General features: G+C 60.7%; 18 protein-coding genes. 2 read left to right on the top strand and 16 right to left on the bottom strand.

Annotated elements, in window-relative coordinates; all coding sequences use genetic code 11:
• Nucleotides 1-864, bottom strand: coding sequence for a branched-chain amino acid ABC transporter permease (locus EM858_RS24485; RefSeq protein WP_003519826.1), 864 nt, complete (start codon nucleotides 862-864; stop codon nucleotides 1-3).
• Nucleotides 865-984: 120 nt separating this feature from the next.
• Nucleotides 985-2,157 (bottom strand): ABC transporter substrate-binding protein, encoded by a 1,173-nt coding sequence (locus EM858_RS24480; protein WP_127758265.1) that lies wholly within the window; start codon nucleotides 2,155-2,157, stop codon nucleotides 985-987.
• Nucleotides 2,158-2,534: 377 nt separating this feature from the next.
• Between EM858_RS24480 and EM858_RS24475 the strand changes: the two genes are divergently transcribed.
• Nucleotides 2,535-2,906 carry a hypothetical protein gene (locus tag EM858_RS24475; protein ID WP_127758275.1) on the top strand — a complete coding sequence of 124 codons (372 nt, stop codon included), beginning with the start codon at nucleotides 2,535-2,537 and terminating at the stop codon, nucleotides 2,904-2,906.
• Between the two features lie 26 nt (nucleotides 2,907-2,932).
• On the opposite strand, the gene EM858_RS24470 is transcribed toward EM858_RS24475, so the two are convergent.
• The 7 genes from EM858_RS24470 to EM858_RS24445 all read right to left on the bottom strand — a co-directional run bounded on the left by EM858_RS24470 (nucleotide 2,933) and on the right by EM858_RS24445 (nucleotide 12,469).
• Nucleotides 2,933-4,666: a M14 family metallopeptidase gene (locus EM858_RS24470; RefSeq protein ID WP_127758264.1), complete on the bottom strand. Its 1,734-nt coding sequence runs from the start codon at nucleotides 4,664-4,666 to the stop codon at nucleotides 2,933-2,935.
• A gap of 5 nt (nucleotides 4,667-4,671) precedes the next feature.
• Nucleotides 4,672-5,520 carry an ABC transporter permease gene (locus EM858_RS24465; protein WP_127758263.1) on the bottom strand — a complete coding sequence of 283 codons (849 nt, stop codon included), beginning with the start codon at nucleotides 5,518-5,520 and terminating at the stop codon, nucleotides 4,672-4,674.
• 6 nt (nucleotides 5,521-5,526) lie between these two features.
• Nucleotides 5,527-6,450 carry an ABC transporter permease gene (locus EM858_RS24460; RefSeq protein WP_006316568.1) on the bottom strand — a complete coding sequence of 308 codons (924 nt, stop codon included), beginning with the start codon at nucleotides 6,448-6,450 and terminating at the stop codon, nucleotides 5,527-5,529.
• Nucleotides 6,451-6,527: 77 nt separating this feature from the next.
• Nucleotides 6,528-8,063 (bottom strand): ABC transporter substrate-binding protein, encoded by a 1,536-nt coding sequence (locus EM858_RS24455; protein ID WP_080819064.1) that lies wholly within the window; start codon nucleotides 8,061-8,063, stop codon nucleotides 6,528-6,530.
• Between the two features lie 41 nt (nucleotides 8,064-8,104).
• Entirely contained in the window at nucleotides 8,105-9,925 is a 1,821-nt protein-coding gene (locus EM858_RS24450; protein WP_127758262.1) for an ABC transporter ATP-binding protein, read from the bottom strand.
• A 138-nt stretch (nucleotides 9,926-10,063) separates the two neighbouring features.
• Nucleotides 10,064-10,201 (bottom strand): hypothetical protein, encoded by a 138-nt coding sequence (locus EM858_RS27235; RefSeq protein ID WP_164865556.1) that lies wholly within the window; start codon nucleotides 10,199-10,201, stop codon nucleotides 10,064-10,066.
• Nucleotides 10,202-10,567: 366 nt separating this feature from the next.
• On the bottom strand, nucleotides 10,568-12,469 hold the full coding sequence (locus tag EM858_RS24445; RefSeq protein ID WP_127758274.1) for a bifunctional sugar phosphate isomerase/epimerase/4-hydroxyphenylpyruvate dioxygenase family protein: 1,902 nt from the start codon (nucleotides 12,467-12,469) through the stop codon (nucleotides 10,568-10,570).
• Between the two features lie 119 nt (nucleotides 12,470-12,588).
• Between EM858_RS24445 and EM858_RS24440 the strand changes: the two genes are divergently transcribed.
• Nucleotides 12,589-13,284, top strand: coding sequence for a TetR/AcrR family transcriptional regulator (locus EM858_RS24440; protein ID WP_127758261.1), 696 nt, complete (start codon nucleotides 12,589-12,591; stop codon nucleotides 13,282-13,284).
• On the opposite strand, the gene aroQ is transcribed toward EM858_RS24440, so the two are convergent.
• The 7 genes from aroQ to EM858_RS24405 form a co-directional block, all read right to left on the bottom strand.
• The gene (gene aroQ, locus EM858_RS24435; protein WP_080819061.1) at nucleotides 13,256-13,699 is read right to left on the bottom strand and encodes a type II 3-dehydroquinate dehydratase; all 444 of its coding nucleotides are present in this window, start codon (nucleotides 13,697-13,699) and stop codon (nucleotides 13,256-13,258) included. The genes EM858_RS24440 and aroQ overlap by 29 nt on opposite strands.
• Nucleotides 13,696-14,565: a shikimate dehydrogenase gene (locus EM858_RS24430; protein WP_127758260.1), complete on the bottom strand. Its 870-nt coding sequence runs from the start codon at nucleotides 14,563-14,565 to the stop codon at nucleotides 13,696-13,698. The genes aroQ and EM858_RS24430 overlap by 4 nt, the downstream gene beginning before the upstream one ends.
• Before the next feature lie 72 nt (nucleotides 14,566-14,637).
• Nucleotides 14,638-15,399 carry an amino acid ABC transporter ATP-binding protein gene (locus EM858_RS24425; RefSeq protein ID WP_127758259.1) on the bottom strand — a complete coding sequence of 254 codons (762 nt, stop codon included), beginning with the start codon at nucleotides 15,397-15,399 and terminating at the stop codon, nucleotides 14,638-14,640.
• 13 nt (nucleotides 15,400-15,412) lie between these two features.
• The gene (locus EM858_RS24420) at nucleotides 15,413-16,252 is read right to left on the bottom strand and encodes a transporter substrate-binding domain-containing protein (protein ID WP_003519810.1); all 840 of its coding nucleotides are present in this window, start codon (nucleotides 16,250-16,252) and stop codon (nucleotides 15,413-15,415) included.
• Nucleotides 16,253-16,291: 39 nt separating this feature from the next.
• Nucleotides 16,292-16,942, bottom strand: coding sequence for an amino acid ABC transporter permease (locus tag EM858_RS24415; protein ID WP_127758258.1), 651 nt, complete (start codon nucleotides 16,940-16,942; stop codon nucleotides 16,292-16,294).
• A gap of 10 nt (nucleotides 16,943-16,952) precedes the next feature.
• Entirely contained in the window at nucleotides 16,953-17,621 is a 669-nt protein-coding gene (locus EM858_RS24410) for an amino acid ABC transporter permease (protein WP_127758257.1), read from the bottom strand.
• Between the two features lie 369 nt (nucleotides 17,622-17,990).
• Nucleotides 17,991-19,052 (bottom strand): 3-carboxy-cis,cis-muconate cycloisomerase, encoded by a 1,062-nt coding sequence (locus EM858_RS24405; protein ID WP_127758256.1) that lies wholly within the window; start codon nucleotides 19,050-19,052, stop codon nucleotides 17,991-17,993.
• Nucleotides 19,053-19,063 lie beyond the last annotated feature (11 nt).

Here is a 19,063-nt window from a genome sequence, read left to right as displayed (position 1 = left end):
TCATTTCGCCCTTCCGAGAAGGCCGCGCGGGAACAGCGTGATGATCACGATGACCGCCAGGTAAAAGAAGAATTCGCCATATTCGGGGGCGAGATACCGCCCGGTCGTATCGATTGCGCCGAGCAGCAGGCAGGCGATCAGCGCGCCGGGAATGGAGCCCGCGCCGCCGACCGAGACTACCACGAGGAAGGTAACCATGTAGCGCAGCGCATAATAGGGTTCGACCGGCAGCAGTTCCGCGCCGATGACGCCGCCCATGGCGGCAAGGCCGACGGCGATGGCGAAGCTGACGGCATAGATGACCTCGGTGCGAACCCCGAGTGCGGCCGCCATTGCGGCATTGTCCACCGCCGCGCGCAGCTTGATGCCGAAGGCGGTCTTTTCGAAGGTGAACCACAGTGCGCCGGCAACAGCCAGACCGCAGGCAATGGCGAAGATGCGGTGGGTGGCGATGGTGCGGAAGCCGAGATCGGTGGGGCCGGCCAGCTGCTGCGGCAAGGGAATGGTTTTGAGTGTCGGCCCGAAGACGAAATTGGCGATACCGATGATGCAGAACGTGATGCCGATGGTCATCAGCACCTGCGTCAGTTCGGGTGCGCCATAGATGCGGCGATAGAGAAAACGCTCAAGCGGAATGGCGATGACGATGGTGCCGACAATGGCGACGAGGATCGCCACGGCGTAACCGAGGCCGAGGCCGTGGGCGGCATAGGAGGCGAGATAACCCCCGATCATGGCGAAGGCGCCATGCGCCAGATTGACCACCCGCATCAGCCCCATCGTCACTGAAAGGCCGATGGAGATGATGAACAGGACCATGCCATAGGCAAGCGCATCGACAAGGATGCTGAAGACCGTCTGCATGCTGAAAAGCTCCTCCCGGTGCTGCAATACCCATCCGGGCCGGAACCGGGCCGCGACGGGCGACCCGGAACGTCTTTACGAGCCGCTGTTACTTCGCGGCGGCGAGGCCCGTGTCGCCGGTTATTTCGCGGCGGCGAGGCCCGGATCGCCCTGTTTTTCGAAGGTCTGGACTTCCTTGTTGTAATAATTGCCGTCATCGCCCTTGGCCACTTCGCGCAGATAGATGTTCTGCGTGATGTGGCGGCTTTCCGGATCGATGCTGACAGGGCCGCGCGGGCTTGTCCAGGAAAGACCCTTCACCGCGTCCACCGCCTTTTCCGCATCCTGTTTGCCGCCGGTGGCCTCGATCATCTTGCTGATGACATACATGCCGTCAAAGGCGCCGACTGCGGGGAAGGACAGTTCCTTGGGATTGCCGATCGCCTTGGCGGCGGCTTCCACGAAGGTCTTGTTCTCAGGCGAATCGTGCGAAACGGCGTAGTGGAAGGTCGTCTGCATGCCGAGTGCGGCTTCGCCAAGCGCCGGCAGGTCGGATTCCTGCGTCAGATCGCCCGGTGCGAAGAGCTTGACGCCTGCGGATTTCAGGCCGTTATCGTTGAAGGCCTTGACGAAGCCGAGCGTGGTCGGGCCCGACGGCAGGAAGGCGAAGACGCCTTGCGCGCCGGAATCCTTCACGCGCTGCATGATCGGGCTGAAATCATTGGTGGAAAGCGGCATGCGGATGGTTTCCACCACCTCGCCGCCGGCGGCGGTAAAGGCCGCCTTGAAGGCGTTCTCGGCATCGACGCCCGGGCCGTAATCGCTGACCAGCGAAATGACCTTCTTCACGCCGCCATCAAAGGCCACCTTGGCGATGGGAGTGGAGGTCTGCCAGGTGGTGAAAGAGGTGCGCACCACATAGGGGCTTTTCGTCACGATGGCCGAGGTGGCGGCATTCATGATGACCATCGGCACATTGCCCTGCTTCAGCAAAGGCGTGACGGCCATGGCGTCGGGGGTGAAATAGAAGCCGGCGAGATATTGCACGCCTTCCTTCACCACCAGCTCCTGCGCCAGCGCCTTGGACTGCGCCGGATCGGCCTGCGGCACATCGCGATAGACGACCTCCACCGTATCGTCGCCGACCTTGTTGCCGTGAAGCGCGAACCAGGCATCGATGCCGGCCTTGAAGTTCTTGCCCTGCAGCGCGAAGGGGCCGGAGAACGGACCGACCACGCCCACCTTGATGGTCTCGGCATAAGCGGCAGTACTGAAGCAGATGGCCGCGATGGCGGCGGTGATCCGTAATTTCATGATTTCCTCCCAATTGATCCGTGGCTCCCATCCACCGATCCAGACTGCCAGATTGATGAGTGCCGTGGCCAAAGTAAAATGAAATAAGGGGGGTGATAAATAACCTGACGGTTATCAATACCCATCTCACCGGGTTTGTCTTATGCGAGATCGCACAATAGTGATCATCCCGTGATTCTCAATGTATAGCGCCGCCGCAGCCATCACGACCGGCGTTTTCGCGGGACGTGGTATCGAAATGCTTCCTCATGAAAACCAGCTTTTGTGACATGTTTCGAAAATGACGGTCATACCCGCGCAAGCCTCGTGCCTTAACCAGTTCTAAGGGGATTGTTTGTAGCCTCGCGAAGCATATTGTGAACTTTATTTGGTGTCTGATGGGCGAATATCAAAATAGAGTTGTTGAGTTGATGCGAGATCGCGTTGGCGAAAGTATACTCAACAATAAGATCGAGCGCCGCGAAGCATTTCTTCGCAAGGCGCTGGCGCTGTATCGCGTCATGGGCGGAGACGCGCAAGGCATGCACGCTGCGGTGGAGGATGTGGTCAACCTGCAAAAGCCGAGTGTCGATGTCGCTATTGGCGACGTGATGCATGAACTGGCAGCAATCGGTCACGTTGCCGATCTGGATATTATTCAGGCGGGGTACAACAAGCTTGATGCCGCTAATCTCCATATTCTGAGCAAGGGCAAGAGGCTTTTGCAGAAGCAGCGGGACCAAAAACTCGCTGGCACGGCGGGAAAATAGGCCGCCCATCGAGGGCGGCCTGAATATCAGGCGACTTCCCCGACGAGAATCTCCTGCCAGGCATCATAGGCGGAGAGCACCGTTTCCATCTGTGCGGTGTGGCCGGTGATGAAATCGTTGCCGTAGATCGTCTCGTCCGGATATTCGGTGATTAGCGTCATCGGCACGGTGTGGCGGTCATCGACGGAGGACAGGCACGGGAAACCGTTGATGATGCGGAAACCGGTTTCGCCGGCGTGGATTTCATAAAGAGCGATCTGTCGGTTGTTGTAATCGAGCAGGCCGGGAATGGCGCCGAGATGGCGGGTTACCCGGTCGAGCAGGGCTTCGGCCTGCCTTTCCCAGTCCGCATGGTGGCGGATGATGAGGAAGAAACCCTTCGGCAGCGTCCACATGGCGAAATTACGCGGTACATAACCGGAAAGCGGCCGGGTCCATTCGTGGGATGGATAACCATGCAGGTTCACATGCAGGCTCGCGTCGCTCATCTCCTGCGCCCTGAAACGGATTGCCTTCTCATTGAGGTGGGCACCCGAATTTTCCCGCGTGCGATATTCGAGATCGTCGCCGAGCGCGGTGTAACGCGCCGCGTGATGCATGTGGCGCGGATTGTCGGCTCTCAGCCTTTGATGCAGGGCGTAACCGTCCGGATTTTCCAGCGGCGAAATGGTGAAATGCGCGCCCCTGCGTTCTGCGAGTTTGCGGGCGGCGCGGATGGCGCCGACGATGCCTGTGGTCTCGTTGGGATGCTGGCCGCCGCTGATCATCACTGCGGCATCGCTGCCGGCTACATAACGGGCGGCAAGAATACGGCCGGAACGGGAGCGGGCCTCGAAGGCCTCGCCGCCGATGTCTTCAAGCAGTTTCGCGAGCTGGCCTGCCGCAACCGGTTCGCTGGCCGTATCGATCGGCTGTTCACGGCCATCGAGAAAGGCTGTGGTGAGCGTGCGGGCTTCGATGCGGACGGAGACTTCGCCTTCGCTTTTCACGATTTCCGGCACGATCTGGCCGGGTTTCAGGCCCCGGTCGCCCAGCGGCCGGCCGGACTTCTTCTGGAAGAACTCCAGCAGCGAGAAATAGAAATCCTCATGCAGCGCCTCGCGCAGGCTGACGACCTCATCGCCAAGGGAAAGCGGCAGATCTTCGGCTGGATGCGCGACGCGGATGTTCAGTTCCTCGAAATAGGGCTCTTCATCGCCCCAGCCGTGGTTGGCGACGGCATGGATCGCCGCTTCGAAAAGCCGTTCGTAATCCGTCTCCAACCGCTCACCCACAGCATCGCCGGCAAGCCGGAACCAGCCCGTGGGGGAAACATTGGTTTCGCCCACGATATCGGTGTGCACCCGGTTTGGCGCCAGAATCTTCAGGGTTTCCTTCCTGCCGTTACGGGTCAGCGTAACATCATAATGGAAGGCGTCGTCTTTTCGGGCGACGAAGTCGATCTTCGCATCGCCCACCAGAGCCGCCAGCGGATAGGCTTCCAGCCGGAAACGATTGGCGGGGGCGTTCGCGTGCACCGGGTAACGTACCTCGATGGTATCGACACCATCCAGATTGATCTCTTCCAGAAAGGTGAAGAGAAGCGGTTTGTAGGCGCTGCGGATGCGGGCGCTGACGCCCTTTTTCTTCAGCCGGTTTTCGGCTTCGCGGCGGCTTTTGGCGTCATCGAAGCTCCATGCCTCGAAGGACTGGCCGGGCTCGGCATTGGCGAGAAGCGCATCCAGCGTGCGTTCGAAAGTCTGGTCGAAAATCTGGCTCATCGCTGTTACCTCGAGGTTCTGCCGGTGGGGTCGAGGCTGTCGCGCAGCCAGTCGCCGAGAAGGTTAAGGCCAAGCACGGTCAGAAGGATGGCAAGGCCGGGGAAAACGCTGACCCACCATGCGGTCTGCAGATAGGTGCGGCCATCCGCCAGCATGCCGCCCCAGCTCGGGATGGTCGGATCGACACCGAGGCCGAGGAAGGTGAGGCTGCTTTCCAAGAGGATGTTGTTGGCGACATTCAGCGTCATCAGCACGATGACCGGGCCGATGAGGTTCGGCAGCAGGTGCTGGAGAATGATGCGCCAGTCCTTCACGCCGATGGCGCGGGCGGAAAGGATGAATTCCCGTTCCCGAAGCGTCAGCACCGAGCCGCGCACGAGGCGGGCATATTGCACCCATTGCGATATGATCAAGAGGATGATGGTGTTGGTGAGGCTGCCGCCGACAATGGCGATGAAGGTGATGGCCAAGAGAATGAAGGGCATGGCGAGCTGAATATCGGCAAAGCGCATGACCAGCATATCCCAAAAGCCGCGATAATAACCGGCGACCAGACCGACCGCGACGCCGAAGATGACCGCGCCGATAACGGATGTGAAACCGACCAGCAGCGAAATCTTGCCGCCGGCGACGACACGGGCGAGCACGTCACGGCCGAGCGGATCGGTGCCGAGCGGATGGGCGGCATTGGCGAAGGGTTTGGCAAGGCGGGCCATCAGGTCGATCTTGTCCGCACCGCCCGGAAACAGCACGTCGGAAAAGACGACGGCAAGGCAGATGACTGTCGTGAGGAACGCGCCGAGGACGAATTCGAGATTGGTGAAGCGCGCGAGACGCGAGGTTTTGGCAGCCATCGTCACTTACTCCGTGCGGATGCGCGGATCGACAAGCCCGTAGGCGATATCGACCAGAAGGTTGATGCCGACGATCATCAGCGACAGCACGGTGATGACGGCCTGAAGCACGGGATAATCACGCGCGCCGACCGCATCGAAAGCCAGCGTGCCGAGGCCCGGCCAGTTGAAGACACGTTCGATGACGACGATGCCACCGAGCAACCCGCCAAATTGCAGGCCAAAATAGGTGATGAGCGGAATGGCGCAGTTGCGCAGCGCGTGTTTGTAGAGAACCTTGCTTTCGCTGAGGCCCTTGGCGCGCGCCACCATGACATATTGTGAACGCAGCGTATCGAGCATGGCGGTGCGCACAAGGCGCACATTGGTGGCTGTCAGGATCACACCCATCGTCACTGATGGCATGATGTAGCTGGCAAAACCGCCCATGCCGCTGGGCGGCAGCCAGCCGAGCGTGATGGAGAACAGCAGCACCAGCATCGTCGCCAGCCAGAAATTCGGGAAGGACAGGCCGATGAGCGAGAAGATGCGGATCACCTGATCGGCCGTCTTGCCACGCGAGGTCGCCGCCTTGATGCCGAGCGGGATGGAAAGCGCGATCGACACCGCCATGGAGATGAAGGCGAGCAAAAGCGTGGCGGGCAGGGCATCGGCGATGAGGCGCGAGACCGGCGTGCTGCCGGTGAAGCTGCGGCCGAAATCGAGTGTCACGAGGCCCTTCAGGAAGCTGAAATATTGCACGAAGAACGGCCGGTCGGTGCCGAGTGCTGCGCGAATGCGCGCCAGATCGTCTTCCGTCATGCTGCCGCCGCCCTGAAACATGGTGACAGCCGGATCGCCGGTGAGGCGAATGGCGAAGGAAACGAGAAGGGTGATGGCGATGACGACAAAAATCGCCTGCAGCAATCGCTTGATGAGGAAACCGGCCACGTTTTTTACCTTGAAGAGAGACCCGACCTTGCCCGCATTGCGGCGGGCAAGGTGTGTTGATCAGAAGACCAGCCTGATTATTCGACGGTAACGTCGGTCAGCTTCAGGCGGTTATCCGGCGGTGCGACGAAACCCTTGACCCGCTTGTTGATGCCGTAAATCGCATTGGTGTTGTAAAGCGGGATTTCCAGCGCGCGTTCGGCGGTATAGCTGCCGATTTCCTTGAGGATCTTTTCGCGCTCGGCACGGTCGGTCAGCGGACGCTGGGATTCAAGCAGCTTGTCCAGCTTTTCGTCCTTGTCGTAAGGGTTCCACTTCTCACCCGAGTGGTACATGGAATAGGCCGTGTTGTCGTAATCGAAGGTCCAGCCGCCCCATTTCTGCTGGAACATCGCGCCGGTCTTGCCCTGCGGGATGATGTCGTTCAGCAGAACGTTGGTTTCATAGGGCTTGATGGTGGCGGTGATGCCGACCATGGAGAGGTAGCTGGAAATAACCTGCGCCACCTCGTTCATCGTCGCGTCATTGCCGCGGATATCGATCTGCAGCGCCGCGCCTGCCTTGACGCCGGCTTCCGCGAGCAGCTTTTTCGCACCCTCAGGATCGTAAGGCAGCGGCTTCAGTTCCGGGTCGTAACCGAAGGACAGCGCGCTCTGGAAGCTTGCGATTTCCGATGCCTGACCGGCGAGGATCGACTTGACGATGGTGCCGCGATCGACGGCCATGATGATCGCCTTGCGCACCTTCGGATCGGCGGTAATGCCGTCACGGGTGTTGAAACGCAGCGCGTCGACCGTCGGGCCGGGAACGCTGACGATCTCAAGCTTGGAATCGCCTTCGATAACCGGGATCATGCCGATCGGGATGGTGGGGGGAATGACGAGATCGACGCGGCCGGCCTGCAATTCGGCAACGGCGGTCGCCGGCTCGGCGATGAAGCGATATTCAAGCTCGGAAAGTTTTGGCGCACCGCCCCAGTAATCGGGGTTGGCTTCCAGCTTGATATTGGTCTTCGGCGCGTAGGAAACGAATTTGAATGCGCCGGTGCCGACTGGGTTGAGGTTGAAATTGTCCTCGCCCTTTTCCTTGATGTAGGCAGGCGGAACGATCATGCCGCCATAACCGGCAAGCTTGGTCAGCAGCACGGGATCCGGCGCCTTCAGCTTCATGTCGACGGTGTAATCGTCGATAGCATCGACGCTTTCGATGGCGACATAGTTGGAGCGCTGCGGTCCCTTGGCACCCTGTTCGCCGAGAAGGCGCTCGAAGGTGAACTTGACGGCGGCGGCGTTGAAGGGTTCGCCATTGTGGAACTTGACGTTCTGGCGCAGCTTGAAGCGGATGCGCTTGCCCTCATCCAGCTCTTCCCAGGATTCGGCAAGGCCGGGCACAACCTTCAGGTCCGGACCGCGATAGGTGAGGCCATCGAAGATGTTGGTGGCGACGGCCGCCCACTGTACGAGGAAGGTGTCGATCGGATCCCAGCTGCCCGGGTCCTGCGGGCTGGAAATGGTCATCTTGCCGGCGGCAAGGGCCGGTGCGGCGGTGAAGGCCGTGGCGGCCATGGCAAGTGCGACGAACGTTGTCGTCATCCCCTTCTTTATCATTGTCATCTACCTGTTCCTCTTCAGATGGTTGTGGTTCTGGTTGTTATTCAGGCGCTCTTCGCGATGAAGTGGCCCGGATTGATTTCCTCATGGGCGAGAATGGCCGGCTCATCGCCGACACGGCGCACGGGATTGGGGATTTCGCCCTCGATCATGGCGGTGTGGCGCTCAATTGTCGGATCGGCAACCGGCACAGCGGAAAGCAGGCGGCGGGTATAATCATGCGTCGGCGTTTCGAACACCTGCCGGCGGCTGCCCATTTCCATGATCTGGCCAAGATAAAGCACGGCGACGCGGTGGCTCATCTTTTCCACGACAGCCATGTCATGGCTGATGAAGAGATAAGCGAGGCCACGCTCCGCCTGCAGATCCATGAACAGATTGATGATCTGCGCCTGAATGGAGACATCGAGCGCCGAGAGCGCCTCATCGGCGATGATAAGCTTCGGATCGGAAGCGAGCGCACGGGCAATGCAGACGCGCTGGCGCTGGCCGCCGGAAAACTCGTGCGGATAACGCGCGGCATGTTCGGAGCTGAGGCCCACACGCTCCAGCAATTCATCCACCCGCAGGCGTACCGCCTTCTGATCGTTGATCAAACCGTGGGTGTTGATCGGCTCGGCAATCGAAAAACCGACCGTCTTGCGCGGATCGAGCGAGGCGAAGGGGTCCTGGAAGATATATTGCACTTCCTGGCGCATACGGAAGCGTTCCGCCGCCGACATCTGCGAATAGCTGCGGCCATTGAAGGCAATTTCGCCTGATATGGCCGTCTGCAGCTGCTGGATGGTGCGGCCGATGGTGGATTTGCCGGACCCGGATTCGCCCACGAGCGCCAGCGTTTCGCCGGCGTGAATATCGAAGCTCACCTTCTGCACGGCGCTGCAACGGTGCGTCGCCTTGCCGAACAGGTTCTTGCGGATATCGAAGCGCACGAACAGGTCCTTGACCGACAGAAGCGGCTTGGCGTCGTATTTCGCCGTGTTTTGCACGCGCTCCTCGCCGACCACGACCGGCTGGCCGTCCTGCAACACGGTGAGCGGCAGGCGCTTGGGAAACTCTTCGCCTTCCATGCTGCCGAGGCGCGGAACGGCGGAAAGCAGGGCGCGGGTATAAGGGTGCTGTGGGTTGGCGAAGATATCCTTGACCGGACCTTCCTCCACCTTCTTGCCCTTCCACATGACGACCACGTCATCGGCCATTTCCGCCACCACGCCCATATCGTGGGTGATGAAGACCATGCCCATGCCGAGCTTCTTCTGCAGATCGCGCATGATGTTGAGGATCTGCGCCTGAATGGTCACATCCAGCGCCGTCGTCGGCTCGTCGGCGATCAAAAGCTTCGGCCGGCAGGCGAGCGCCATGGCGATCATCACGCGCTGGCGCATGCCGCCGGAAAGCTGGTGCGGATACCGTTTCAGAAGCTCGGCCGCATCGGGCAGGCGCACCATTTCGAGCAGCTTTTGTGCTTCCGCCAGCGCCGCCTGCTTGCCCATCTTTTCATGCAGCACAAGCACTTCGCAGATCTGGTCGCCGATGGTGAAGACGGGGTTGAGCGAGGTCATCGGCTCCTGGAAGATCATGGCGATTTCCTTGCCGCGGATCGCGCGCATCTCTTTCTGCGAAGCCTTCAGCAAGTCCTTGCCTTCAAACAGGATTTTGCCGGTGGGGTAGGTCGCGCCCATCATGTCGGCAAGGCGCATGGTGGAAAGCGAGGTGACCGATTTTCCCGATCCGGATTCGCCGACGACCGCGACCGTGCGGCCGGGCTCGACGCTGAAGGAGATATCGTCCACGACGCGGCTGTTGCCGAACTCGACGCTCAGGCCTTCGACCGAGAGGAGGGCGTTTGCGGGTGCGGCAGTCATGTCAGCGTCTCCGGCGTGGCCTGCGCGGCAAAGCTGGCGCGGCCATGTGAAAATGAGGAAGGGGAAAATGTCTCGGGCAGGCGCGTGCTGGGCGACGCCATGGGCAAGGACGGGAATGTCGCGAAGAACTGCATGTCTTCAGGCCGCTTTGTCGGCAAAATGCGCGTTGGCCGTCGCCCGCCGACACGGCACATTCGATGTCACCGAAGCGCCGCAGGCAACCTCATCGGTACCGGCCGGATGATTTGCGTCAGCCGCAGATTCGACGATGCGCATGTAACTCTAATTCCCCACCCTTGTTTTGCCGAAAAAGCTAACAAAACCGAACAATCATGTCCAGAGTGTTGAACAATTTTTGTGTACTGCTCTACAAATGCGCAATGTGCATTTTAATTTGGCGCGGGTTCGTCCGGGATGGGACTAAACAGCGAGCAGAAGTTCGTTGCACTCGCCTCCTTCATCTCTGTGCTTGTCACAGAGATCCAGTCAGCCCAAGTCCGTGGGCTGAAAAGATTCTTCCCGCCGCGCAGACGCGCATCGGCTCGATCCCTGTGGCAAGCACAGGGATGACGAAGGGGAAGGTTGGCGGCAGGCTGAAAGGAGCACCCTCCTAGCTCAAGGCCACCGGTTTCATGCAGGCTGTTATTCCTTCGGCATGCCGACCGGCGGCGCAAGCCGTCGTTGCGCGGCGATACGGAAGGGCGCGTTCATCGCGCCATAACCGCCATAGGCTCCGCGCCTTTCGATGATTTCGAAGAAGAAACCCTCGCCGAAGGTGCGGCTGTAGATCTGGAAATATTCACCATTGTCGTCGCGGTCATAGAGAATGCTCGCGGCCCTGAGCGCATCGGAAAACTCCGGCTCCAGCCCGAAACGGGCTTCCAGATCGTCGTAATAATTGCGTGAGATCGGCAGGGCGTGGAAACCGCGCGCCTGCAAAGCTTTTGCAGTGGCGAAGATATCGTCGGTGGCAAACGCGATATGCTGGATGCTGGTGCCGAAACCCTCGGCCAGAAATTTGCCGGCGAAAGTCTTGCGATTGTCCGCACCGTTCATGGTCAGGCGGAAATGCGGCGAGGGCACGCTTTCAATCGCCTGGCTGCGCACCAGCCCGCCCGGATCGACCACATCGACCATCGGCGTGCGCCGCGTCGCAAACAGCGAGGTGTAGAATAAAAGCCAGGTCAGCATTTCATCGTAATGCGTTGTTTGCGCAAGATGATCGATCCGCCTGAGGCCGGCATCGCCTTCCGGCGTTTGGCCTTCCGTCGGCACGAATTCATTGTCCCAGATGGAAGAAAGCTCCGGTGAACCGTCGAGGAAATAGATGACGCCGTTGCCTACGCCCTGAATGGCGGGAACGGCGACTTCGCCTGACTTGCGCGGTTCGGCGAAGGTGGGCGCGCCGAGCGCTTCCGCTCGGGCAAGGGCCGCCCCAGCATTATCCACCTTCAGCCCGAAGGCATAGGCATTGGTGCCGTGGATGGAATAGGACGCTCCCGCGAAACTGTCGCCGCCATCGCTTGTATTGATGACGATGCGAATATCGCCCTGCGTATAAAGATCGACATCGCGGTTGCGGTGCCGGGCGGTGTTTTCAAAGCCGAGCGTGGTGAGAAGGGCTTCCAGATTGGGTTTTTCTTCCGGTGCGGTGGTGAATTCGACGAATTCCACGCCTTCCGTCTCCACCCGTTCCGGCATGGCGGGCACATCGATGCGGATGTCGGGTTCGAGACGGCGCACCTGGTCCATGAGGTTGATGAGCGAGCGGTGGCCGTCTTCGGCCAGCAGCCGGGCGGAGCCGCCGCGGAACTGGTCGTTGAAGATTTCGAGCGACAGCGGGCCGCTATAGCCGGTTGCGGCCACGGCGCGCATGAAATCCACCACCGGCAGATCGCCTTCACCCGGCATGTTGCGGAAATGGCGGCTCCAATAGAGCAGGTCCATGTCGATCAGCGGCGCATCGGCCAGCTGCACGATGAAAATCTTGTCGCCGGGAATGGAGCGGATCGAATTGGGATCGATCTTGCGCGACAGCGTGTGGAAACTATCGAGGATGATGCCGACATTGGCGTGATCGGCGCGGCGCACCACCTCCCAGGCATCGCGGTGATCGCTGATATGGCGGCCCCAGGCCAGCGCCTCGTAACCGACACGTACGCCGTGTTTCGCCGCAAGCTCGCCGAGTTGATGGAAATCGGCGGCGGCGCGGTCGATGCCGCCGAGCGAGACCGGCGAGACATTCGAGCAGATCAGCATCAGGTCGGTGCCGAGTTCGCCCATGATGTCGAATTTGCGCTGTGCTCTCTCGAAGGCGCGGGCGCGGTGCGGTTCAGGCATGCCCTCGAAATCGCGGAACGGCTGGAAAAGGGTGATATCCAGCCCGTGATCGGCGGCCAGCGCCTTCACCTCGCGCGGTGAGGCGTCGTAGGTCAGGAAATCGTTTTCGAAAATCTCAACGCCGGAAAAGCCCGCCTTGGCGATGGCCGCCAGTTTTTCCGGGAACTCGCCGCTGATCGACACGGTTGCAATGGATGTGCGCATTGGCATGCCGTGTCTTGTTGTGTCATAGCTCGCCATATTGCCTTCCTTTTCAGCCTTATGTACTGATTGGTTAATAAAGGGGACGCCGCCGGATGGCAGCCCCGTCCAGGGAATGAAGCATGAGCAAAAGCACGACCTTGAGCGACGCCCGCGATACCCGGCAGGCGAAGCGCGACCCGGAAGGGGTGCGCCGGGACATTCTTTCGGTCGCGATGGAGGAGTTTTCGCAAAACGGCCTGTCGGGCGCGCGCATAGACGAGATCGCGGCCCGCACGCGAACCTCCAAGCGCATGATCTATTATTATTTCAGCGACAAGGAGAGCCTTTATCAGCGCGTGCTGGAGGAGGCTTATGCCAAGGTGCGCGGCGGCGAAAGCGATCTGGAGCTGGACGATCTGGAGCCGGCGGCGGCGCTCGACAAGCTCTGTCGGTTCACCTTCGATCACCACAGGCGCAATCCGGCCTTCATCCGCATGGTGATGATCGAGAACATCCATCATGGCCGGCACATGCAGTCTTCCGAAACGATCCGCCAGTTGAACCGCCCGGCGATCGACGCGCTGGAGAGCGTGCTGCTGCGCGGCCAGAAAGGTGGCATCTTTCGGGAGGGTATCGATGCGCTGGAACTGCACTGGCAGATCAGCGCGCTGTCCTTTTTCAACGTCTCGAATGTCGCCACCTTCTCGTTCATCTTCGGCGACAGCCTTTATACGGATAAGGGCCAGGAGACATTGTCGCGGCATGTCAGCGACATGGTGCTGCGTTATGTGCTGACGCCCGCCCATATCACGACGGGCGCGAAAGACGGCCGATGAGGTGGCGCAGCGCCACCTCATAACCTTCGATGCCGAGGCCGGCGATCACGCCTTCGGCGCGGGTCGAGACATAGGAATGGTGCCGGAAAACCTCGCGTTTGTGAATGTTGGAAATATGCACCTCGATCACCGGCCCCTCGAAGGCATTGAGCGCATCGAGGATCGCGACCGAGGTGTGGGTAAAGGCGCCGGGATTGATGACAATGCCCGCAGACTTGCCGCGGGCTTCGTGAATCCAGTCGATCAGCTCATATTCCCGGTTGCTCTGGGCAAAAAACAGATCGTGGCCCGCGGTTTCGGCGATCCCACGGCAATTGGCCTCGATATCGGCCAGCGTTTCATAACCATAGATTTCCGGCTGGCGCTGGCCGAGCAGGTTGAGGTTGGGACCGTTCAGAACAGTGAAAAGGCTCATGCGACCCCCTCCGCCATGCAAAGCTCGGTGAAATGCGCCGTCATGCGCCCGGCATCCGGCTCGCGGCCGCTAAAGAGGCGGAATGCGCCGACGGCCTGAAACACCGTCATGCCGCCGCCGGGCAGGGTGCGACAGCCCTTTTTCGCCGCCGTCGCCAATAGCTCGGTGACAAGCGGCATATAGACGATATCGGCCACCCAGTGCCGCTGTTCGATGAGATCGGCCGGAACCGGCATGCCGGGATGGGCCGGCATGCCCATTGGCGTGGCATGGATCAGGCCATCGGCAAAGGGCAGGGAGGTGGCGGGGTCTTTGACGGCAAGCGCGCAGCCCTCGCCGAAGCGGGCATTGAGTTCCCGGGCCAGTTGCTCCGCCCTTGGGAAATCCCGGTCGAAAATGTCGAGACGGGCGATACCGAGCTTTAATGCGGCATGGGCCACCGCAACGCCAGCGCCACCCGCGCCGACCAGAAGCGCCCGGTCACGCCGTGCATCCGGCAGACCGCGCACGAAGCTTTCGTAAAAGCCGTACCAATCGGTATTATGACCGATGCGGCGTCCGTCCCGGAAGACGACGGTATTGACCGCGCCCAGCATGCGGGCATCGTCCGACAGTTCATGCAGATGCGGAATAACGGCCTGCTTGAAGGGATGGGTGATGTTGGTGCCGGCAAAACCACGCGCTTCCAGCTCGTCCAGCAGGTCGGGAAGGGCGCTCGGCGGCAGCTTGCGGGCGGTGACATCCACCAGCTCGTAGGAATAATCGAGCCCGTGGGCCGCCCCTTCGCGCATGTGCAGCGCCGGCGATTTGGAAAGCTGTATATCGGCGCCAATCAGGCCGACCTTGAAGGATGTTTTCTCTGTCATGATCACGTGTCGCTCATCGGACGGTGTGGGAGAGGCGGGATTATCCCCGCCCGCCTTAAGAGCGCGCGAACCTCAGTGGTGGGCGAGAATTTCGCCGAGGAACGTGCGCGTGCGCTGGTGCTTGGGATCGCGGAAGAATTCTTCCGGCGGGCCTTCCTCGATGATCTCCCCTTCCGACATGAAGATCACCCGGTCGGCCACCTGCCGTGCAAAGCCCATTTCATGGGTCACGCAGATCATCGTCATGCCGTCACGGGCAAGGCCGATCATGGTGTCGAGCACTTCCTTCACCATTTCCGGGTCGAGCGCCGAGGTCGGCTCATCGAACAGCATGGCCTTCGGCTCCATGCACAGCGCCCGGGCGATGGCCGCGCGCTGCTGCTGGCCGCCGGAAAGCTGGGCCGGGTACTTGTCTGCCTGGTTGAGAATGCGCACGCGCTCCAGATATTTGCGCGCCGTCGCCTCCGCATCGGCTTTCGACACGCCCTTCACCCGCATGGGCGCCAGCGTGCAGTTTTCCATGATGGTCTTGTGCGGGAAGAGATTGAAGCTCTGGAACACCATGCCCACTTCGCGGCGAACCGCATCGATGGCGCGGCTGGAATCCGACAGCGTCGTTCCCTCGACCGTGATCTTGCCTTCCTGGATTTCCTCCAGATGGTTGATGCAGCGGATGAGCGTGGATTTGCCCGAACCGGACGGCCCGCAAAGAACGATCTTCTCGCCCTTGCGAACCGTCATGTTGACATTTTTAAGCGCATGAAAGGCTCCATACCACTTTCCAACCCCTTCGAGGGCGATAAGCGGAACCTGTGCGGCGGCGGATAGCGGCATGGAAACCTCCTGCTTACTTCACGGTGAAGGGGATGTCGGGCAGGCTGTCCGGGAAGGCCGGAACTTCGCGCTTCATCCACTTGTCGTAGATCTTGGCCAACTGGCCATCCGACTTGATCTTGTCGAGGAAGGCGTTGACGGTTTCGTTCCAGTCCTTTTCACCCGGGCGGGTGCCGGCGCCGTTGTAAAGCGTCGTCAGGTCGAATTTCGGCTCGTATTTGCCTTCGGCGGCCTTGTTCAGGCGGTCGCCGTAGAACTGGTTGCCGCCGACGACCTCGACCTGGCCGGAAATCAGCGCCTGAATATTGGCGGCGTCGTCGTCGAATCGCAGGATATTGGCCTTGGAGCCGGCGCCTGCCGTGATCGAGGTGTCCATGGCGCTCGACTTCGGCACGCCGACAGCGACGCCGGTCAGATCGTCATAGCCGGCGATCTTCTTGTCCTTGGGGCCGTAGACGGAAAGCACGTTGCCGGCATAGGGCTTGGAATATTGAATGGTCTTGGCGCGTTCGGCCGTCATGCCCATGGTTGCGAACAGCAGGTCGACCTTGCCGGTCAGCAAAGCGGGGATGCGGTTGGCCACGGCGAGCGGTACGAATTCAACCTTGACGCCGAGATAATCGGCAAAGGCCTTGCCGATATCGGCGTCGAGACCATCCTGCACACCGCTGGAATTGACGAAGCCCCACGGCGAGTTATCACCCTGAATGCCGATGACGACCTTGCCCTTGGCCTTGGCCTCTTCCACCGTGCCGGCGAAAGCATCGACCGGTGCGACGAAGGGCAGGGCAACCGTTGCCGCGGCGAGCGCGAGCAGGGCGCGACGAGAGAATTTCATGCTGGTGGTTTTCATCTTTTGCTCCTCCTTACAAAGCTGATGAGATGATTTTGATTAGCGGGACGCGGCCTGTAACCGCTTTTCGACACCGGCGCCCCACAGGGAAAGCGGCCAGCAGATCAGGAAATAGATGACGCCGACGAGGGCGAAGACGGTGAGTGGGCGGAACGTCTGGTTGGAGACGATCTGGCCGGCGCGCGACAGCTCGACGAAGCCGACAATGGCCGCAAGCGAGGTGCCCTTGATGAGCTGCACGAGGAAACCGATGGTGGCCGGCAGCGAAATCTTGAAGGCCTGCGGCAGAACCACGTCCTTCATGCGCGAGATGTAATGCAGGCCGAGCACATTGGCGGCTTCCGTCTGGCCTTTCGGCACCGCCTGGATGCCGCCGCGCCAGATTTCGCCGAGGAACGCGCTTGCATGCAGCGTAAAAGCGATGGCGACCGCAATCCAGGCATCGACATTGAGGCCCGCAAGCGCCACGCCGTAATAGACCACGAAAAGCTGCATCAGGAGTGGCGTGCCCTGAAAGACGGCAATGTAACCGGTGCTGGCGCGCTGGATCGCCGGGCTGTCCGCGACGCGGGCAAGCGCCACGCAAAGGCCGAAGACGCCGCCGCCGATAAAGCCGATGATGGTCAGCGCAAGCGTCCATTTCAGGCCTTGCAGCAGGAAGAAGAGTTCGTTGGGACCGATGGATGCCATTGTCTTTTCCTCACTTGACCGGATAGCTGAAGGATGCGCGGGAGATGAGCGAGAAAATGCCCATCATCAGCGAGGAAATGACCAGATAAAGCAGCGTGATCGAGAAATAGACCTCGAAGGACCGGAAGGTATCCGCCTCGATCTTCTGCGCCACAGAGGTCAGCTCGTAAGCGGCGATCGAGGTGCAGACCGAGGTGGTCAGCGTCAGCATGATGAACTGGCTGGTGAGCGAGGGATAGACCGCCCGCAGCGCCGGCTTCAGGATGATGTGCCGGAAAATCTGCGCGCGGTGAAGGCCGAGCGCAAGCCCCGCCTCCACCTGCCCCTTGGGACTGGAATCGACCCCGCCGCGAATGATTTCAATCGCATAGGCCCCACCGTTCAGAGCCAGCGCAATGATGGCCGTTACCGTCGGGTTGAGCTTGATGCCGATCTGCGGCAGGGCGAAGAAGATGAAGAATATCTGCACCAGAAACGGCGTGTTGCGGATTGTTTCGACAAAACCGATGACGAGGCCGCGCAGCAGCTTGAACCGCGAGCGGCGGGCGACGACGCCCAGAACGCCGATGACGGTGGCGAGCGACATGCCGGCAATCGCCAGGCCGATCGTCGCCAGACAGGCTAAAAGCAGCTCGGGCAGGCGGTCCATGACCGCCGAAAAATCGAGACTGTAAGACATTCTTCCTCCCAACCCGTTCGGGTCCGGACAGGCGTTTCGCCTTGTCCGCATCGCTTTGGAACCTTGGGGCGCCAAAGCCCTCCATTTGTCGTTCACTGCCGCTGCAGGCTTCAAAACCCCTGTCGGCCGCAGGCTGTTAATCTTAATGTTTGTACCAGTTAGTTCATTTTTGTGTCAAGCGGCATGTCCGGTTAAAAAGCAGCTTTCACGCTGTTTTTTCATTTTCTGGATTTCTGAATAAAGTCTTTTTTATCAATGACTAATGCGGAAAATCGCAAGCGCTTTCCACGCGTCGTCATGTTGCCTCCTGCCCGCCGTTCGGCAGCGCCCGGAAACCCTGTCTGAACACGAAATCGACCGGCCTTGCGGCTAGTTTTCGCCTGTGCCCAGCCTGTCTATCTGCCCGGCCAATCGCTCGGCGATCAGCAGCGAGGCGCCCGTTGCCGTCACCATTTGCGGCAGCGACAGCCATTCCAGCATCCAGCCCGCGCCGGACCTTTCCTGTTCGTGCACGAGCGACTGGTGCAGGGTGGATATCTGCACGGCATTGAAGCGTGCGAGCGTCACCAGCGTTTCGGCATTGACCGGGTTCTGTTTGTGCGGCATGGCCGAGGAACCGCCGCCGCCGGAGAGGCGGATTTCCGCACCGAGCTCGGCCATCAGCGCGATATCCTGCCCGAACTTGCCAAGCGCGCCGGTGATCAGCGAGAGCAGATTGGCGAATTCGGCGATGCCGTCGCGCTGGCTCTGCCATTGCGGCCTGTCGGCAAGGCCGAGCCGTTTTGCGAGATCGGCACGCACCGCTGCGGCATTGTCGCCAAGCTTTTCCAGCGTGCCGGCCGCGCCGCCAAATTGCAGGGCGAAGCCGCTCTGCGTGAAACTTTCGAGCCGCAGCAGGTGGCGTTCCAGCGGCGCAGTCCAGCTCGCCGCCCGGTCGGCGACGGTGATGCCGATGGCGGCCTGCATGCGGGTATAGCCCGTCAGCGGATTGTGGCCGTCGCGGGAGGCAAGGTCTCCCAGCGTATCGATAAGGCGGCCGAGCCGGGCGGAGATGATTTCCGCCGCAGCCTTCAGCCGCAGCATCAGGCTGGTATCGATGACATCCTGGCTGGTGGCGCCGAAATGCACCCTGTCCGCCGCCTGACCGGGGACCGACGCGCGCATCTGCCGGATGAGTTCGGGAACCACGACGCCGTCCTTCGCGACGCCATGGCGAAGCGCGGTCATATCGGCGGCAAAGTCCGAAAGCCGCGAAACGATCGTTTCCGCCGCATCCTCGGGGATGATGCCGGCCTGTGCTTCCGCCTGCGCCAACCCCGTCTCGAAACGGACCATGGCGTCGATATCCGCTCTTGCCGAAAACAGCTCGACGATCTCGCTGTCGCCGAAGAGGCCTGACAAAAACGGATGCTCGAAGGGGGAAAGGCTCATCTTCCGTCTCG

Source organism: Agrobacterium sp. CNPSo 2736, from assembly GCF_004005385.1.
Classification (GTDB): Bacteria; Pseudomonadota; Alphaproteobacteria; order Rhizobiales; family Rhizobiaceae; genus Agrobacterium; species Agrobacterium leguminum.
Note: the sequence above shows the minus strand (reverse complement) of the source record. Positions and strands in the feature narration are given on the sequence as shown.